This is a genomic window from Achromobacter marplatensis, from assembly GCF_049060505.1.
In the GTDB taxonomy this organism is placed as follows: domain Bacteria; phylum Pseudomonadota; class Gammaproteobacteria; order Burkholderiales; family Burkholderiaceae_B; genus Achromobacter; species Achromobacter marplatensis_A.
Genome location: NZ_JBMGRB010000010.1, coordinates 117516 through 134917, shown reverse-complemented (window position 1 = coordinate 134917; position 17402 = coordinate 117516). Strand labels below are relative to the sequence as shown.

Below are 17402 nucleotides of genomic sequence, written 5' to 3'. Positions count from 1 at the left end.
TCCGCATCGGCGGCGGCCGACGTGCGGAATCAACGAAGTCAGGGATGCCCGATGCCGAAATCCAGCGAACTTCTGCGCGATATCCACGAAACGAACATGATGTATTTGCTGCTGCTGCAGCGCCTGGCTCGCACCGGCAACGCCGACGCCATGGCCGGGCTGCAGATCTCGCAGCATGCCTGCCAGTGGCTGGTCGCCCTGTCGCGCGACGACTTGGCCAGGATGTCACGATGCAGCGTGCTGTTGGCGCGCCTGGATATGGCGCCGCACCTGCTGTTGTCCGCGCTTAGCCAAGGTATCGATGTAACGCTTGCCGCCCAGGCCGCCGCCGCCCCTTCCGAGCCGCACGCGGCCGGGATGCCCTAGCCTTCAGCGGGTGCGGCCAATCAGGGGGTTTCGGCGATGATCCCGGTTTCGCGCTTGGTGCCGGCGCTGGTGCGCCATGCCAGTCCCGCGCTGATCAACAATGCCAAGGCCAACAAACCGCCCGCCATTGCCGCAACGCCGGGCCATTGGCGCGTGGCCCAGAAATGGCCGCCCCATGCGCCCAGCACGCTCGACCCAACGTAATAGACCAACAGGTATAGCGACGCGGCCAACGCCTTGTAGCCGCGCGCCATTTGCCCGACCCAACCGCTGGCCACTGCGTGCGCCGCGAAAAAACCGAATGTGAACAGGACAATCCCGGCGACAAGGATGGGCAGCGAATCCGATAGGGTCAGCAGCAAGCCGGCCAGCGCCAGTCCCGTGGCGGCGCATAACATGGCCCCACGGCCATGGCGGTCGGCCAGCCGGCCGAAGAACGTGGACGCGAAAATGCCCACGAGGTATACGACGAAGATGAAGCCGATAAACGTCTGGCTGAGCGAAAACGGCGGCAGCAACAACCTGAAGCCGACATAGTTATAGAGGGTGACGAACGCGCCCATCAGCAAGCCGCCCATCGCAAACAGCGCGCATAGCGGACCATTCTTCAGATGCGCGCCGACACCCGCGCGCACGTCCGACGCCACGCCTGTCCAGCCTCGGCCGCGTTGCGGCACGAAGCGGCGCGACGCCGGCAGCAGCCAGACGAACAGCACGGCCGCGACAAGGCCCAGCAAGCCCAGCGTTCCCATCGCCGCGCGCCAGCCGAAGTGATCGGACACCAGGCCGGTGATGACGCGGCCGGACAAGCCGCCGAAGGCGCTGCCGCTGATATATAGCCCCATGGCGAAGCCCAGCGTATCGGGTTCGACCTCTTCGGCCAGATAGGCCATTGCCACCGCCGGCACGCCCCCCATCGCAACGCCCTGCAACGCGCGGAGCGCAAGCAGGCTATGCCAGTCTGGCGCCACGGCGGCGATCGTGCCCAGCACGGCCGACGCAAACAGCGATAACGCCATCACGGGCTTGCGCGGCAGGGCCTGCGAAAACAGGCCGACGAAAAAGATCGCCACGGCCAGCAGACCGGTGCACAGCGACAAAACCAGGCTGCTTTGCGCGGGCGACACGCCAAATGCCTGCGTGAACAGCGGCATCAGCGGCTGCACGCAGTACAACAGGGAAAAGGTGGAAAAGCCGGCGGCAAACAACGCCCATTGGGCGCGGCGCAGGCCCGGCGTGCCGCGGGCAAGATACGCGGCCGGGGCGGAAGAAGACGAATGGAGGGAGGCGCTGGACATCAGGATTCTCGGAATGGCATCGGGCGCGGGGCCCGCATGCTCAAAGTAGACTTTTCCCCTGCATATGTCCAATATATGAAACTTGCACACCCCATACTTTAAAACGATGGAACTCCGTCACCTGCGCTATTTCACGGCCGTTGCCGAAGAACTGCACTTCACTCGGGCCGCGGCGCGGCTGGGCATCGGGCAGCCGCCGCTCAGCCAGCAGATCCAGCAGCTGGAGCGCGAAATCGGCACGCCGTTATTTCTGCGGCTGCCGCGCGGCATCGAGATGACCGAGGCCGGCGCGCAGTTCCTGGAGGATGCCCGGGCCATCCTCGCCAGCGCAGACCGCGCCATCGACACCGCTCGCCGCCTGGGTCGCGGCGAACGCGGCGCCGTCACGGTCGGATTCACGGCGTCGGCCGTGTTCCACCCTTACCTGCCGCGCGCCATCCGCGCCTTCCGTGACCGCTATCCCGATGTGCGCGTCACGCTCACGGAGGGCAACACCATTTCGTTGCTGCGCGGCTTGCGGCTGGGCGAGGTCGACGTGGCGTTCGTGCGGCCGCCCTACCTGCTAGACCCCGAATTCGAATCCGAACGCGTGCTGGACGAGCCCATGCTGGTTGCCCTGCCTCCCGACCATCCCCTTAGCCGCGTGAACAGCGTGCCCATCGCGGCGCTGGCCGACGAGGATTTCGTGCTATACCCCCGCCCTATCGGCGCGGGGCTGTATGACGCCATCCTGTCCGCCTGCCAGCGGGCGGGCTTTGTCCCACGGGTGATCCAGGAGGCGCCGCAGATGGCATCCATCGTCAGTCTCGTTGCCGCGGGCGTCGGCATCTCTGTGGTGCCGGCGGCCATGCGTCATATGGGCGCCGAAGGCATCGAGTACCGCCCCATCGAAGGCGACGCCCCACACGCCTTGCTGGACATTGCCTATCGGCGCCGCGACCGTTCGGTGGCCGCCGTCAACGCCGTCGACATGCTGCGACGGCTGGCCCACCCCGAACGCCCATGATGCGCCGCGCGCTTGCGCGGTATTGCCCTGTCGCGTTTGAAATCTTCTGTAAAGCCGTACCGCAAGGCGCAGAGTAAATTGTCGCGCAATCGGTGATCCGTCCCTGAACCGGGCCGCAGCCTTGCCGAACCAACCTTCCTACAGGTGACTTAGTGCGACGTACTCTTCTGGCCCTGGCCATCGCAACAATTCCCGGCTTGGGCGCAGCCGCCGGGCTGGCTTCCTCCATTGGCGCGGTGACGGTCTATCAGGACCGTGCCGTGGTGACCCGGACCGCCAGCAGCGAACTGGCCGCAGGCGAACATGAATTGGTACTTGAGAATCTGCCGGTGACATTGCAGGAAAACTCCGTGCAGGTGTCGGCTAAAAGCACCGGCCAGGCCTCGTTGCTGGACGTCAAGGTGCGTGACGCCTTCCAGGCCGACACCGCCAATGAACGGGTCCGCGCGCTGCAGGAGCAAATGCGCAAGCTGGAGGCCCAGCAAGCCGAACTGGATGATGAAGCCGCCGTGTTGGACAACCAGCGCGAGCTGGTCCTGATGATGCAGCGCGGCGCGACCGAACCCGCGAAAGAAGGCGCCCGCCTGACGCTGGAAGAGCTAAAAGCGATCCAGGCGCTTAGCGCCGACAGCCTGGGCAAGACGCTGGCCAGCCTGCGCCAGGTCGCCGAACGCAAAGCCACGCTGGAACGCGAGGTGAGTGCATTGCAAAGCCAGTTGAACGTCTTGCAGGGACAATTGAGCCGCCGCAGCAAGACCGTGACGCTGCGGGTGAACCTTGCCCGCGCGGGCAAGGTGGATCTGGCCGTGTCGTATGCCGTGGGCGGCGCACGCTGGACGCCGGCCTATGACGCGCGTTTGCGCCCCGCCGACCGCACGGTGGATTTGGGTTACTTCGGCGTCATCAGCCAAAGGACCGGCGAAGACTGGAAGAACGTCAAGCTCACATTGTCCACCGCGCGGCCTTCGCTGGGCGGCGGCGCCCCGCCGCTGCAGCCGTGGATCATCGATGTCGCCCCGCCGCCCCCCCCGCCGCGCCCCATCGCCGCGCCTGCGCCCATCAGCAGCGAGATGGCCATGAAGCGATCGCGCCCCGCAGCCGCGGGCGGTCAGGCCTACGCCGATTCGACCATGCCCGAACCGGTGGCAGAGGCCATGGAGGTGTCTACGGCGCAGATGCAGACCGACGCCACCAGCGCCTCGTTCCAGATCAAGAACCCGGCCACCGTCGCGTCGGATAATTCGTCGCAGCGCGTGGCGATCGCCACCGCCAAGCTGCCGGCCACGCTGCAATACCAGTCCACGCCCGCGCTGCGCGAAGCGGCCTTCCTGACCGCGCTGGCCAGCAACAACACCGACTTTCCGTTCCTGGCCGGGCCGTTGAACACCTTCCTGGACGACGCATTCGTGGCTTCAAGCCGCATCAAAGCCGTCATGCCGGGCGAGAAAGTCGAACTGGCCATGGGCGCGGATGATGGCATCTCGATCAAACGCCAACTCGTGAACCGCTTTACGGAAGGCACCGGCTTTTCGGGCAGCGGCAAGCGCGTGACCTATGAATACAAGATCACGGTGAAGAACAACAAGGCCACCAAAGAGCAGATCGTGTTCAAGGACCGCCTGCCCGTGTCGCGCAATGAGAAGATCGTGGTCAAGCTGTTGTCGCCGGCCGACCGCGACGTCAAGCGCGAAGAAGACGGCAAGCTGGCTTGGGAATGGGAGCTTGAGCCGGGCAAATCACGCGAGACGGTGCTGAAGTTCTCGGTGGATTATCCGGGCGACATCGACGTATCCGGCATCTGAATACCCGGGACGCGCCCTAGCGCATTTGGAACGCTTCCTGGTGAAACAACTGGCGCACCGGCATTCCCCGCCGGTGCAGCCCGTCTTTGAGCGCATCGGCAAAGCCTGTCGGCCCACAAAACCACACACCGGGCCAAGGCGTTCCCGCCACACGTCCAGCGAGCAGGCCCGCTGCCGTCAGCGGCCCGTTCTTGTCGCTGTACCACACGCGCAGCGTCACGCGCGGAACCTGCGCGCAAAGGGTTTCAAGCGTTTGGGCAAACGGCGCCTCGGCCGCATTGCGCGCGCAGTAGTACAAGGTGGCCTGCGGCGCGCGGTCGGGCTCGGCCTGCAGCGCTTCCAGCCACGAGATGAACGGCGTCACGCCAATGCCGGCTGCCACCCAAATCTGCGGGCGGCCGTCATCGCGCACCAAATCGAAGCAGCCATAAGGCCCTTCCACCGTCACGGCCTGCCCTACCTTCAGGCTGGTTTGCAGGCGCCGCGTGTAATCGCCCAGCGCCTTGATTGAAAACCTCACGCGCCCCGTGCCGTCGTCGGCGCCCGATACCGTGAAGGGATGCGCGCCTTCGCGGCGGTCCGCCGTCAGAAAAGCGAACTGGCCGGCACGATGGCGCCAATCGCCTTCGACCTTACAGGTAAGCGACAGAATATCGTCCGACAAAGGATCCACGCACAGCACCGTCGCCCTGTGGCGCCGCGCTCGGCCGATGTTTCCCGTCAACGCCAACATCGCGCATGTCGTGCCCACGGCCGTCGCCACGGCGACGAGCCATCCAGCGGGTTGCCACCACCACGCGGCGGGCGTCAACACCACGCCATGAAATGCCGTCACCAAGAACACGACGGCGGCAATGCGATGAATGTGGCGCCACAGGTGATAGGGAAATTGTCGCCACAGCGTAAGCGCCACCACGACCAACAAGACCCACACGGCCCATTCCCCGATGTCTTTGGCGGACCCGCGGAACACGTCCAGCCAAGCCGCCGCGCGCGGCGCCTTGGCAACTGGATCGAACGCCATGAGCAGCAGCGGCTTGCCAAGCTTGATCAAATAATGCGTCGCGGCAAGCGCGGTCGCCAGGATGCCGCTCCATTTGTGCAGCCGATACATCTTGTCCAGGCCGCCCATGCGGGACTCCATCCACTGCGGGCGCACCGCCAGCAGCATGATCAGCGCCATCAGCGCGTAAGCGCCCAGGCCCGTCAACAGGATGAGCTGGTCGCGTAGGATCCAGATGGTGAATTCCGCCGGCGGATGCGTCCAAATCGTGCCAGCCCAGGCCAACAAGCAGAACACCAGGACAGCGCCAAGCGTGCGTCGCATCGATTCATCCCTCCAAGGAAAGCCGGAACACCGCCTCCATGGTAGCCCCGTGCGCGCCTTCGTTTGAACGCGCCGCGTCCCCGCATTGATCGCCATCAATGCCGCCGGACCCCGAGGGCAACCGGCGGCCGGCCTGGCGCCTTAATGCTGGCGGCAGAACTCAACGAATGCGTCGACGTCCAGCGGAACGGACAAGCCGTAACCTTGCGCGACGTCGCACCCCAGTTCGCGCAGCAACTGCACGTCGCGGTCTTGTTCGACCCCTTCGGCCACCACTCGCCGCCCCAGCACGCGGCCCATCTCGATCGCCGCCGCCACCACCGCGCGCGACGCGGCTTCCCGGTGCATATGCACGATGAAGTCGCGGTCGATCTTCAGCTCGGTGAACGGCATGGCCGAAAACAGCCGCATCGACGCGATGCCCGCGCCGAAATCGTCCATCGCCAATTCAAAACCCCGCACCCGCAGCAGATTCAGCACCGACGAAAGCGCCAGCCAATCGCTGACGGGTTCGTCCTCGGTCAGTTCGACTTTTACAAGCCGGGCCGGTAACCCCGCCTGCGCCACGCGCTTTTCCAACAGACTGGGCAGGTCCCGCGTGCACAACGTGGACGACGACGCGTTGATGGCGATGGGCACCGCGATGTCCTCGGCATGCATCCGCTTCAAGACCTCGATGACACGGTCAAGCACCCGCAAGAACAACATCCGGTCCATGCCCAGGCGGTGCGCCGCCGGCACGAAGTCGGCGGCGGAAATAGGCCCTAATTCGGGGTGTTCCCAGCGCGACAGCGCTTCAGCCGCCAGCACTTCGCCGGTGACCAGGCTCATCTGCGGTTGCAGCACGACGCTCATGCCTTCGCCGGTGATCAGGGCGCGTCCCAGCTCGGCTTCGATCACTTCGCGCCGGACCGACTGCAGGCGAGGCGAGATCACGTCTTCGGCTGACAGAAGCGTGGTTTTGATCGCCTGCTGCATTGACGAACGCGATACGGGTTTGGACAAGGCCTGCGCCGATGGACAGCCCGCCTGCAACGCCAGCCGCACATGCGATTGCAGCAATTCGTCGCTGAGGCTGCTGATCCAGATGATGGGCGGCATGGCTTTCAGCCGCCCGACATCGACCAGGCGCCGCAGTTCGTTGGGCAGATGGGTGCCGTCGCCGTCGCCCATGACAATGTCGCTGATCACCAGGTCGTAGAACTGGCGGCCCAGCGCGCCCACGGCTTCGGTGCTGCTGCCCACGCCCGCGACACGGCGATGGCCCAACGCCAGCAGCATGTTCTGCAGGTAAGCGCGCTCGACCGGGTGGTCTTCGACCAAGAGAATCCGTCGAGCGGCTCCGGCGTCGGTTTTAGGCATCACGTTCCGTCCTAGCTTATAGGGCGGGCCTTTGCAGGCGGCCGCTTGAAATCCCTAGACTCCATCCTACGGCATCTCGAGTCTATCTGTCGTCATCGGCAACGGGTTAGTGCCATTTCGGTGCCAATAGACGTAGGTTTGAGAGCGTCTTCGGCCGATAGGTCCCGCCCGTCGCGGTCCGCCACGCCCGGCCTCGGCCAGACGAACGCCACCGCCTGGCGCATCCGTCCGCCGCCAGTGCGATAATGGCCGTCTTTACGCATCTACGGCACGGAGCTTCCCCTTGACCCGCATTGACGACCCCCAGCACGACCGCGAGGTCGGCACGGCCGACTCGACCCAGGACAACACCCGCACCGACGACACCCGCATCAGCGCCGTGCGTCCGCTGATCTCGCCCGCGCTGCTCCAGGACGAACTGCCCGTTTCCCCCGCCATCCAGACGCTGGTGGAAGAAAGCCGCGCGCAGATCGCCGATGTCCTGCACGGCCGCGACGACCGCCTGTTGATCGTGGTGGGTCCCTGCTCCATCCACGATCATGGCCAGGCGATGGAATACGCCCGCCAGTTGCGGGCCGCCGTGGACCAGCACAAAAAAGACCTGCTGATTGTCATGCGGGTCTATTTCGAAAAGCCCCGCACCACCGTCGGCTGGAAGGGCTATATCAACGATCCGCGGCTTGATGGCAGCTTCCGCATCAATGAAGGCCTGCGTCGGGCCCGCGAACTGCTGCTGGACATCAGCGGCCTGGGCCTGCCCATCGCCACCGAATTCCTGGATTTGCTCAGCCCGCAATACATCGCGGACCTGATCGCCTGGGGCGCCATCGGCGCACGCACCACTGAAAGCCCGAGCCATCGGCAATTGAGCTCCGGACTGAGCTGCCCGCTGGGCTTCAAGAACGGAACCGACGGCGGCGTACAGATCGCGGCGGACGCCATGGTGGCCGCCAGCGCCAAACACGCCTTCATGGGCATGACCAAAATGGGCATGGCCGCCATTTTCGAAACGCGAGGCAACCAGGACACCCACGTGATCCTGCGCGGCGGCAAGCAAGGCCCGAATTACGACGCGGCCAGCGTGGATGCCTGTTGCGCCGCCCTGCGCGCCGCCGGCCAACGCGAGCAGGTCATGATCGATTGCTCGCACGCCAATTCCAACAAATCGCATCTGCGCCAGATCGACGTGGCCAATGACATCGCCGCGCAACTGGCTCAAGGCGACGCGCGCATCACCGGCGTCATGATCGAAAGCCATCTTGAGGAAGGCCGCCAGGATTTGAAACCCGGCCAGCCGCTGCGCCGGGGCGTATCGATCACCGACGCTTGCCTGGGCTGGACCCAAACGGAACCGGTGCTGGACACCTTGGCCCTGGCCGTGCGCAAGCGCCGCGAAAAAACGCTGGCCTGAACCCGGTTCAACGGCGCAGGCCGTAGGGCGCCGGGTCCATATCCGGCGCCTGTCCCGTGATCAGGCTGGCCAGCAGCTTGCCGGTCACCGGGCCCAGCGTAAAACCGTGATGCGCGTGGCCGAACGCCATCCACAAACCGGCATGCCGCGGCGCGGGCCCGATCACGGGGCGCATGTCCGGCATGCAGGGCCGGCATCCCATCCACGGCTCACGCTCGACCGCGGCGCCCAAGGGCAGCAACTGGCTCGCCAGCGCCCGCGTGCGCTGGATCTGAACAGGTGACGGCGGCGCATCGCGCGCGGCAAATTCAGCACCTGTCGTCAGCCGCACGCCGAGCGTCATCGGCGTCACGACGAAACCGCTTTCAATATCCGCGATCGGATGCGACAGCGCGGCCCCGTCTTCCAGCGCAAAATGCTGGTGGTAGCCGCGCTTGACCGCCATCGGGATGCGATAGCCCAGCGGACGCAGCACATCGGGCGACCACGGCCCCAGCGCCACGACCACGTCCCGGGCTTCGATCACCCCGTCGTCGCCCTGCACCTGCCAGCCCTTGCCAGGCGCCGGCTTCAGGCTGCGCGCGTCGCCGCGCGCCAAGTGTCCGCCGCGCCGCTGGAACAGGGCCGCATATCCTCGCGTCACGGCGCCAGGATCGGACACATTGACCGGATCCAGCCAGTGCACCGCGCCCACCATCCGCGCCGACAGCGACGGTTCCAATGCCGTCAGCGCCTGTCGGTCCAGCACCCGGTAATTCAGTCCGTAGGACGCCAACGCGTCCGCTTCGGCGACGGCGCGCGCCAGGCCGGCCTCGGTGCGCACGCCATCGATCCAGCCGTTGCGGCGGAACAGGCCCACCACCTGCGCGTCGTCTTTCAACGCATCGTGCTCGGCCACGCTGCGCTCGATCAGCGGCAGCATCGCGTCGGCTGCGCGGGCCAGCCTTGCCGGCGACGAATGCCACCAATAGCGCAGCAGCCACGGCGCGACACGCGGCAGGAAACGCGGGTGATAACTGACGTCTGGCGTATTGTTCCGCGCATAGCGCCAAACGCTGCGCCAATCGCGCGGAAAGGCGTAAGGGATGACGCTGGCGCGCTCAATCAGGCCAGCGTTGCCATAACTGGTTTCCTCACCCGGACCGCGTCGGTCCAGTAGCGTCACGGAGCGGCCGCGCGCCACCAGATGCAGCGCGGTGCACACGCCGATGATGCCCGCCCCAAGAACCACAACGTCTGTTTTCATCGCCCGGATTCTGCGCCTGCCGGCCGTGTTCGGCAAGCTGGCGCAGGCGTAGAATCCCACGCTGCACTTGGCCGCCCAGGACTTCGACATGCCCCTTTCCCTGCTGCAACCCGTCACGCTTGAAGGCGACGTCGTGCGCCTGGAACCGCTTTCGATCGGCCATGCCGACGCGCTGAGCGCCGTCGGCCTGCATCCGGAACTTTGGCGTTTGCAGCCGGAACCCATGTCCACGGCCGAGGACATGCGCCGCTACGTCGAGCGCGCGCTGATCGCCCAGCGCGAAGGCGCCTGCCTGCCGTTCGCCATCGTGCTGCAACGCTCCGGCGAGGTCGTCGGGGCCACGCGCTATATGGATATTGCCCTGCCGCACAAGCGCCTGGAAATCGGCGCGACGTGGCTGACGCCCGCCGCCCAGCGTTCGGGCGCGAACACCGAAGCAAAATTCCTGTTGTTGCAGCACGCCTTTGAAACAATTGGTATCATACGCGTGGTGTTCAAAACGGAGCTCGGCAATACGCAGTCGCGGCAAGCCATCCTCCGTATTGGCGGCGTCGAAGAAGGTGTGTTCCGCAAGCACCTGATCGCGCAGTCGGGACGCACCCGCGACATGGTCTATTACGCCATCCTCGACGAGGATTGGCCGTCGGTCAAAGCGCGCCTGCTGGCGCGCATGGGCCGCCCGCGATAGCGTTGCGCGTTACGTTCTTTTCGCAGCCGGCTTTGAGTCCCGCAGGGACCGGGGCCGGTACCGCAGGACCGGCGGGTCGATGGCGTCTTCGCCCTTTTCCGCCTTTTTCAAGTCAGGTATGGACTCCTCTCCCCTCGTCCCGGCCGCCTCCCCCCAGACGCGCCCCACCATTTTCATTTACACCGAAGAACAGCGAGGCAACCAGCTGGTCGAATCGCTTGTCATCGGCATGCTGTCCGACGTGTCGGGCTCGGATAAGCTCATCGTGGTGCAAGATCCGCACAGTGATCTGAAGTTCATCTATCGCGTCGACCACGAAAGCAGCAACCTGGATGCCGCCGCCATCACCGAACAAGAGGCGGACTCATTCAACGGCAAGACGTCGGTGCAGATCAATGCCATGTCGTACCGGTTGGGCACCGTCGAGAACGCCATGAAGCTGCTGCGGGGCAAAAAGCAATGGATCCAGGACAAAGGCGCCGTGCTGTCGGTGCTGCTGCAGAACGCGGCTGCCCGCAAGACCCGCTTCTCGTCGGTACGCATTGAGCGCGACCGCGTGCGCAAGGTGCCGCAAGGCGTGCCTGTGGAGTACTTGCCTACATAATTGGGATGGCGCCAGGCAGCTGAGGTTTATCCACAATTTCTGTGGATAAACCGTCGGACGATTCAAGGCGGACGGCCATTCAGGCGCCGGCGCACGGACTGCGCATTTTTTGACCAACCCAGGTTTCGGCTACGCGCGGATGTCATCCCGCGGGTTTGGCGCGCCGCCGCAATCGGCGATGATGATATTCTCCGCAAGCGTGAACGATACAAAACGTATCGCGCCCCGTCCGGACGTGCGCCCGCGCACCGCGGACTTCCCAAAGAAGAAGCCGTAGCACATGACAAGAGCGAAATGCGTGCTTGCCCTTGGAGCGCCTTGCGGGCAAGCGCAGGGGTGTACCGCGCCGTGACAATCATCATCGTCGATGACCACGGCGACTGGCGCGACACCATCGTCGAGTACATCCAGGACCTCGCACTGGACAAAGCCATCCTTACGGCAGGCTCGCTGGCCGAGCTGGATCAGCTGTTGCTGACGGTGACACCGTGCATTCTGGTGCTGGATGCCATGCTTCCCGACGGCGATGCGCTGACCCGTGTTTCACATCTGCGCACGACCTACCCATCGATGGGCATCATCATGCTGACGGGCCGGCTGCTGAGTGAAGACAAGGTGTCGGGCCTGAGCCTGGGCGCCGACCACTATCTGACCAAGCCCGTCAATTTGGCCGAGTTGGGCGCGACGCTCGTCTCGCTGTCGCGCCGGCTGCGCGTCGTGACGACCACCGCGGGCAACGGTCCGCAACCCGACGCCTGGCGTTTCGATCCTTCGCGCCGAACGCTGGTGTCGCCCGCGCAGGTCTGTGTCGACATTACCGATACCGAAAGCCGGCTGATCGGCGCGCTAATCCAGGCCGCGCCGCTGCCGTTGTCGCGCGGTCGTCTGGTCGAAGCACTAGGCGCCAGCGCCGACGCCTACGACACCCACCGGCTGGATGCCCACATGCACCGGTTGCGCCGCAAGCTGCGCGCGCAGGCCGGCGGCGACATGGGCATCCGTACCGTGTATGGCGTAGGCTACGTCTGCACGACGCCGGTGCAAATCGTCGGCGACCTCAAGCCCTGACAGACTTTTTATGACACACCCTATCCGCCCCCGCCGCTCTGTCCTCTATATGCCCGGCGCCAATGCGCGGGCCCTGGACAAAGCCCGCAGCCTGGACGCCGATGCGCTGATCCTGGACCTTGAAGACGCCGTCGCCCCCGACGCCAAGGCGCAAGCCCGCGAACAAGTCGCGCATGCGCTCCGCTCGGGCGGCTATGGCCGGCGCGAGTGCATTGTGCGCATCAACGCGCTGGACACGCCATGGGGCCGGGACGACGTCAACGCCATCGCGCAGGCCGGCGCCCACGCGGTGCTGCTGCCCAAAGTGCAGGCGGCCAGCCAATTGGCCGCGCTGGCGCAGGCGCTGGATGCCGCCGGCGCGCCGCCGGATCTGCCCTTGTGGGCCATGGCCGAAACCCCTTTAGGCTTCCTGCGGCTGGACGCGATCGCAGGCGGCCATCCGCGATTGGCCGCCATCGTGGTGGGCACCTCGGACCTGGTCAAGGACCTGCACGCACGTCATACGCCGACGCGTGAAGAAACGCTGCTGGCGCGTTCCCTTGCCGTGATGGCCGCCCGCGCGCACGGCCTGGCCGTACTGGATGGCGTCCATCTGGATCTGCAGGACGACGCCGGCCTGGCCGCGGCCTGCCGCCAGGGCCGCGATCAGGGCTTTGACGGCAAGACGCTGATCCACCCCAGGCAGATCGCGGCGGCGAACGACGCGTTCGCCCCCACGGAAGCGGAATTGGCCAGCGCCCGCAAACGTTTGGACGCCTGGCGGGCGGCGCAGGCTGCCGGCCAGGGCGTGGCCGTGGTCGACGGCGCCCTGGTCGAGAACCTGCACGCCCAGGACGCCGAACGTTTACTGGCGCTGGCTGCGGCGATCGCTGGCGAGTAGCCCCGCCGCCACGGAGCGCTATCAGGCGGTATCAGCGCCTGGCGCCAATGCCAAGTCGGCGCAATATCGGGGACGAAAACGACAGCGGCCCGGCCCGATATGCCCGGGCGGCTGCGCCGATGCGCGCGGCCCGGTACAATAACGCCCACGACTGGATGGCGGCCCGTATCGGCCGCCCGTCTTTTTTGCCTTTCGCGCCCGACTGCATCCATCAGTTCGCCAGCTTCGCGCGCGATCCCGCCCCGGTTCCCTTTTTTGCGCCGCGCCTTGTGGCGGGAGCCTTGCCGCGCGCCTGCCGCGCCACCCCCAGCCACACGATTCATGATCCGCTTCCAACAAGTTTCACTCATGCGCGGCGTCAAGCCCTTGCTAGACAAGGTCGACCTGCTGTTGAACCCGGGCGACAAGATCGGCCTGATCGGCGCCAACGGCGCTGGCAAGTCGAGCCTGTTCGGCCTGCTGCGCGGCACGCTGCACGCCGACCAGGGCGACCTGGACTACCCCTCCAGCTGGCGCATGGCGTATGTCGCGCAGGAAACGCCGGCGCTGGACCGCCCGGCCATCGAATACGCGATCGACGGCGACGTCACGCTGCGTAAACTCGAAGCCGAACTGGCGGCGCTGGAAGCCGAGCCGGAAAGCGCCGAAAACGGCTTGCGCATGGGCGACATCTACGCCGCGTTGGCCGATGCCGACGCCTACACCGTGCACTCGCGCGCCGAACAGTTGCTGACCGGCCTGGGCTTCACGCAAGCCCAGATGCACTTGCCGCTGACCAGCTTTTCGGGCGGCTGGCGCATGCGCCTGAATCTGGCGCAGGCCCTGATGTGCCCGTCCGACCTGCTGCTGCTGGACGAGCCCACCAACCACTTGGACCTTGACGCCATCATCTGGCTGGAAGATTGGCTCAAGCGCTATCCGGGCACGCTCATCGTCATCTCGCACGACCGCGATTTCCTGGACGGCGTGGTCAACGTCATCGTCCACATCGACGAACGCAAACTCAAGCGCTACTCGGGCAACTATTCGTCTTTCGAACGCCAACGCGCCGCGCAGCTGGAGCTGGCGCAAGGCATGATGGAAAAGCAGATGCGCCAACGCTCGCACCTGCAGTCCTTCATCGACCGCTTCAAGGCCCAGGCCAGCAAGGCGCGGCAAGCCCAAAGCCGGATCAAGGCGCTGGCCCGCATGGAAGAAATGGCGCCGCTGCGCGCGGCCGCCGAGTTCTCGTTCGAATTCCGCGAACCGCTGCGCGCGCCGAATCCGCTGTTGACGATGGACAAGGTCAGCGCCGGCTATCGCGTCGAAGACGAGGACACGCAGGCCGTATCCGACAAGATCATCGTGTCGGGCATCAACTTCTCGCTGCAGGCCGGACAGCGGATCGGGCTGCTGGGCATCAACGGCGCAGGCAAGTCCACCTTCATCAAGACCATCGCAGGCGACCTCGAATCGCTGGCGGGCGACACGCAATTCAACAAGGGCCTGTCGATCGGCTATTTCGCCCAACACCAGGTCGAGATGCTGCGCCACGACGAATCCCCGCTGTGGCACATGATGAAGATCGCGCCCACCGTGCGCGAGCAGGAGTTGCGCAACTTCCTGGGCAGCTTCAACTTCAACGGCAACATGGCCACCAGCTCCATCGCCCCGTTCTCCGGCGGCGAAAAGGCGCGATTGGCGCTGGCGCTGATTGTCTGGCAGCGTCCCAACCTGCTATTGCTTGACGAGCCCACCAACCACCTGGACCTGGAAACGCGCGAAGCGCTGACCACGGCGCTGGCGCAATTCGAAGGCACGCTGATGCTGGTCTCGCACGACCGCCATTTGCTGCGCGCGACCACCGACGAATTCATCATCGTGGCCGATGGCGCCGTAAGCCCGTTCGACGGCGACCTGGACGACTATAAAGACTGGCTCTACAAGACCAAATTGGCGGCCAAAGCCGCCTGATCGCGTTACAATCCCGCGAATTGCCCCCGCCGGTCATGTCCTTGGTGTGCGGGGGCAACCTTCAACCACGTCCCGCTGTCTGCGGGACGCGTTTTTTCAGCGCTCGTAGATGACGATCAAAGACCAAGTATTCCTCGCCAGCCAGTATCTTGCGCCCCACCACCTGGTGTCGCGCTTTTTCGGATACGCCTCAGACTGCCGGGAACCCGCGGTCAAGAATTGGATGATCTCGCGCTTCGTCCGCAAATACGGCGTGGACATGCGCGAAGCCGTGCAGGAAGACCCGCTGGCCTACGACTGCTTCAATGACTTCTTCACGCGCGCGCTCAAAGAAGACGCCCGGCCCCTGGACGACCAACCCGGCTCGGTGCTCTGTCCCGCCGACGGCGCCATCAGCCAGATGGGCGCCATCGCACAGGGCCGGATCTTCCAGGCCAAAGGCCACAGCTACGGCCTGGTCGACCTGCTGGGCGGCGACACGGAGCGCGCCGCGCCATTCCAGGGCGGCGAATTCGCCACCATTTATTTGTCGCCGAAGGACTACCACCGCGTGCACATGCCGGTTGCCGGCACGCTGCGCGAGATGGTCCACGTGCCTGGCCGCCTGTTCTCGGTGAACCCGCTGACCGCCCGCAACGTGCCGCGCCTGTTTGCCCGCAACGAACGCGTCGTCTGCCTGTTCGACACCGAACACGGCCCCATGGCCGTCATACTGGTCGGCGCGATGATCGTCGCATCCATCGAAACGGTCTGGGCCGGGCTGGTCACGCCCTACAAGCGCCGCGTCAAATCGGTACGCTACGACGATGTGGCGCGCGCGCCCATCCACCTTGGGAAAGGCGCCGAAATGGGCCGCTTCAAGCTTGGCTCCACCGCCATTGTGCTGTTCGGCCCGAACAAGGTCCGCTGGGCCGACACGCCGTCGGTGCTAGGCCCCGTGCGCATGGGCGAACTGCTGGCCTTGCCTGTCGGCGCCTGACCCGACACGGCGGCGGGTCGCCGGCGGGGGGTCGTTGCAATTTCGATTTTAGCGAAATTGCGATTCAATATTTATTCGCTTTATGCGATAAAGCGGCGTTGCTAGATTACGGGTTTTAACCGGCCCGCCATGACAACGACCGCCCTGCCCGCTACCGCGCCCGACCGCGACACCACCCGCCAGGCTTTGCCACGCGCGCTTGCGCGCCTGCTTTCCCTGGACGACTTCGAAGCGGCGGCGCGGCGGCGCCTGCCCCGGCCCATCTTCGGTTATGTCGCGGGCGCCGCCGAAGACAATCAATCCCTGCATGACAACCGGCGTGCGTTCAGCGAATACGCGTTCACGCCCCGCGTGCTGGTCGATGTGTCCCGGCGCACGCAGCAAACGGAACTGTTCGGCCGTCGATACGCGTCGCCGTTCGGCATCGCCCCGATGGGCATCAGCGCGTTGTCGGCGTATCGCGGCGACGTCGTGCTTGCCCGCGCGGCGCTCCAGCAGAATATCCCGGCCATCCTGAGCGGCACCTCCCTCATACCGCTGGAGGACGTCATCCGCGAAGCGCCCGGGACGTGGTTCCAGGCGTATCTGCCCGGCGACCCCGCGAAGATCGACGCGCTGGTGGAGCGGGCGCGCCGCGCAGGCTATGAAACGCTGGTATTGACCGTGGATATCCCCGTTTCGGCCAACCGCGAGAACAATGTGCGCACGGGCTTCTCGACGCCGCTCAAACCCAGCCTGCGTCTGGCCTGGGACGGCCTGACCCGGCCGCGATGGCTGGCCGGCACCTTCCTGCGCACGCTGATGGCGCATGGCATGCCGCATTTCGAGAATTCTTTCGCCACGCGCGGCGCGCCGATTGTGTCCGCTTCCGTGCTGCGCGACTTCACGGCCCGGGACCACCTCAGCTGGGAACACGTGGCGCGCATCCGCCGGCAATGGCCCGGCACCTTGATCATCAAAGGCATCTTGCATCCGCAAGACGCGGCGATGGCCCGCCAACATGGCGCCGACGGCGTCATCGTTTCCAACCACGGCGGCCGCCAGCTTGACGGCGCGATTTCGCCGTTGCGCGCCTTGCCGGGCGTGGTCGCCGCCGCCGGCGGCATGACGGTCATGATGGACAGCGGCGTGCGCCGCGGCGGCGACGTGCTCAAGGCACTGGCCTTGGGCGCCCGCTTCGTCTTCGTGGGGCGGCCGTTCAACTACGCCGCCGCCGTGGCCGGGCAGGCGGGCGTCGCCCACGCCATCGGCCTGCTGCGCGCTGAAGTCGACCGCAACATGGCGATGCTGGGCATCAACAGCGTGGGCGAGATGGACGCCAGCCTGCTATGGCGCGACAGCCCCGCCCGATACTGAAAAAAACAGGGGCGAACCGCGTCGCCGGGCGGCATAGAATGGCGATTCCTTCGCCA

At 65.6% G+C, this 17402-nt stretch carries 15 protein-coding genes; 11 read left to right on the top strand and 4 right to left on the bottom strand.

Going from position 1 to position 17402, the window contains the following annotated elements; all coding sequences use genetic code 11:
- The first annotated feature begins 51 nt into the window (after positions 1–51).
- Positions 52–366, top strand: coding sequence for a flagellar transcriptional regulator FlhD (locus ACI0FO_RS23405; protein ID WP_416030604.1), 315 nt, complete (start codon positions 52–54; stop codon positions 364–366).
- 20 nt (positions 367–386) lie between these two features.
- Here the strand turns inward: ACI0FO_RS23405 and ACI0FO_RS23400 are convergent, their stop codons facing one another.
- Positions 387–1664, bottom strand: coding sequence for an MFS transporter (locus tag ACI0FO_RS23400; protein ID WP_416030602.1), 1278 nt, complete (start codon positions 1662–1664; stop codon positions 387–389).
- Between the two features lie 106 nt (positions 1665–1770).
- On the opposite strand from ACI0FO_RS23400, the gene ACI0FO_RS23395 reads away from it, so the two are divergent.
- The gene (locus ACI0FO_RS23395; RefSeq protein ID WP_416030601.1) at positions 1771–2670 is read left to right on the top strand and encodes a LysR substrate-binding domain-containing protein; all 900 of its coding nucleotides are present in this window, start codon (positions 1771–1773) and stop codon (positions 2668–2670) included.
- A 152-nt stretch (positions 2671–2822) separates the two neighbouring features.
- Positions 2823–4472, top strand: a complete 1650-nt coding sequence (locus ACI0FO_RS23390; protein ID WP_416030600.1) for a mucoidy inhibitor MuiA family protein — start codon at positions 2823–2825, stop codon at positions 4470–4472.
- A gap of 16 nt (positions 4473–4488) precedes the next feature.
- Here ACI0FO_RS23390 and ACI0FO_RS23385 read toward each other — a convergent pair whose 3' ends face one another.
- Together ACI0FO_RS23385 and ACI0FO_RS23380 are read right to left on the bottom strand one after the other, a co-directional pair.
- The gene (locus ACI0FO_RS23385) at positions 4489–5799 is read right to left on the bottom strand and encodes a ferredoxin reductase family protein (RefSeq protein WP_416030598.1); all 1311 of its coding nucleotides are present in this window, start codon (positions 5797–5799) and stop codon (positions 4489–4491) included.
- Positions 5800–5940: 141 nt separating this feature from the next.
- Complete coding sequence (locus tag ACI0FO_RS23380) at positions 5941–7161, bottom strand: EAL domain-containing response regulator (protein ID WP_416030596.1); 1221 nt, start codon at positions 7159–7161, stop codon at positions 5941–5943.
- Between the two features lie 283 nt (positions 7162–7444).
- Here ACI0FO_RS23380 and ACI0FO_RS23375 point away from each other — a divergent pair, with 283 nt between their 5' ends.
- A complete protein-coding gene (locus ACI0FO_RS23375) occupies positions 7445–8572 on the top strand; it encodes a 3-deoxy-7-phosphoheptulonate synthase (RefSeq protein WP_416030594.1) in 1128 nt (375 codons plus the stop codon).
- Between the two features lie 7 nt (positions 8573–8579).
- On the opposite strand, the gene ACI0FO_RS23370 is transcribed toward ACI0FO_RS23375, so the two are convergent.
- A complete protein-coding gene (locus ACI0FO_RS23370) occupies positions 8580–9818 on the bottom strand; it encodes an NAD(P)/FAD-dependent oxidoreductase (protein ID WP_416030592.1) in 1239 nt (412 codons plus the stop codon).
- Positions 9819–9906: 88 nt separating this feature from the next.
- On the opposite strand from ACI0FO_RS23370, the gene ACI0FO_RS23365 reads away from it, so the two are divergent.
- From ACI0FO_RS23365 to ACI0FO_RS23335, 7 genes are all read left to right on the top strand, one after another.
- Positions 9907–10506 carry a GNAT family N-acetyltransferase gene (locus tag ACI0FO_RS23365; RefSeq protein ID WP_416030591.1) on the top strand — a complete coding sequence of 200 codons (600 nt, stop codon included), beginning with the start codon at positions 9907–9909 and terminating at the stop codon, positions 10504–10506.
- A gap of 118 nt (positions 10507–10624) precedes the next feature.
- On the top strand, positions 10625–11110 hold the full coding sequence (locus ACI0FO_RS23360) for a hypothetical protein (RefSeq protein WP_416030589.1): 486 nt from the start codon (positions 10625–10627) through the stop codon (positions 11108–11110).
- A 348-nt stretch (positions 11111–11458) separates the two neighbouring features.
- Entirely contained in the window at positions 11459–12178 is a 720-nt protein-coding gene (locus tag ACI0FO_RS23355; protein ID WP_416030587.1) for a response regulator transcription factor, read from the top strand.
- A 10-nt stretch (positions 12179–12188) separates the two neighbouring features.
- On the top strand, positions 12189–13058 hold the full coding sequence (locus ACI0FO_RS23350) for an HpcH/HpaI aldolase/citrate lyase family protein (RefSeq protein WP_416030586.1): 870 nt from the start codon (positions 12189–12191) through the stop codon (positions 13056–13058).
- Between the two features lie 321 nt (positions 13059–13379).
- Positions 13380–15011: an ATP-binding cassette domain-containing protein gene (locus ACI0FO_RS23345; protein ID WP_313463056.1), complete on the top strand. Its 1632-nt coding sequence runs from the start codon at positions 13380–13382 to the stop codon at positions 15009–15011.
- A 109-nt stretch (positions 15012–15120) separates the two neighbouring features.
- Positions 15121–15990, top strand: coding sequence for an archaetidylserine decarboxylase (gene asd, locus ACI0FO_RS23340; protein ID WP_416030584.1), 870 nt, complete (start codon positions 15121–15123; stop codon positions 15988–15990).
- A gap of 129 nt (positions 15991–16119) precedes the next feature.
- On the top strand, positions 16120–17346 hold the full coding sequence (locus ACI0FO_RS23335; protein ID WP_416030583.1) for an alpha-hydroxy acid oxidase: 1227 nt from the start codon (positions 16120–16122) through the stop codon (positions 17344–17346).
- The last annotated feature ends 56 nt before the right edge of the window (positions 17347–17402 follow it).

Bases quoted from the DNA above. Each gene is read 5' to 3' on its own strand.
- ACI0FO_RS23405 (WP_416030604.1), top strand. From the start codon at position 52: ATGCCGAAATCCAGCGAACTTCTGCGCGATATCCACGAAACGAACATG.
- ACI0FO_RS23400 (WP_416030602.1), bottom strand. From the start codon at position 1,664: ATGTCCAGCGCCTCCCTCCATTCGTCTTCTTCCGCCCCGGCCGCGTAT.
- ACI0FO_RS23395 (WP_416030601.1), top strand. From the start codon at position 1,771: ATGGAACTCCGTCACCTGCGCTATTTCACGGCCGTTGCCGAAGAACTG.
- ACI0FO_RS23385 (WP_416030598.1), bottom strand. From the start codon at position 5,799: ATGCGACGCACGCTTGGCGCTGTCCTGGTGTTCTGCTTGTTGGCCTGG.
- ACI0FO_RS23380 (WP_416030596.1), bottom strand. From the start codon at position 7,161: ATGCCTAAAACCGACGCCGGAGCCGCTCGACGGATTCTCTTGGTCGAA.
- ACI0FO_RS23370 (WP_416030592.1), bottom strand. From the start codon at position 9,818: ATGAAAACAGACGTTGTGGTTCTTGGGGCGGGCATCATCGGCGTGTGC.
- ACI0FO_RS23365 (WP_416030591.1), top strand. From the start codon at position 9,907: ATGCCCCTTTCCCTGCTGCAACCCGTCACGCTTGAAGGCGACGTCGTG.
- ACI0FO_RS23360 (WP_416030589.1), top strand. From the start codon at position 10,625: ATGGACTCCTCTCCCCTCGTCCCGGCCGCCTCCCCCCAGACGCGCCCC.
- ACI0FO_RS23350 (WP_416030586.1), top strand. From the start codon at position 12,189: ATGACACACCCTATCCGCCCCCGCCGCTCTGTCCTCTATATGCCCGGC.
- ACI0FO_RS23345 (WP_313463056.1), top strand. From the start codon at position 13,380: ATGATCCGCTTCCAACAAGTTTCACTCATGCGCGGCGTCAAGCCCTTG.
- asd (WP_416030584.1), top strand. From the start codon at position 15,121: ATGACGATCAAAGACCAAGTATTCCTCGCCAGCCAGTATCTTGCGCCC.
- ACI0FO_RS23335 (WP_416030583.1), top strand. From the start codon at position 16,120: ATGACAACGACCGCCCTGCCCGCTACCGCGCCCGACCGCGACACCACC.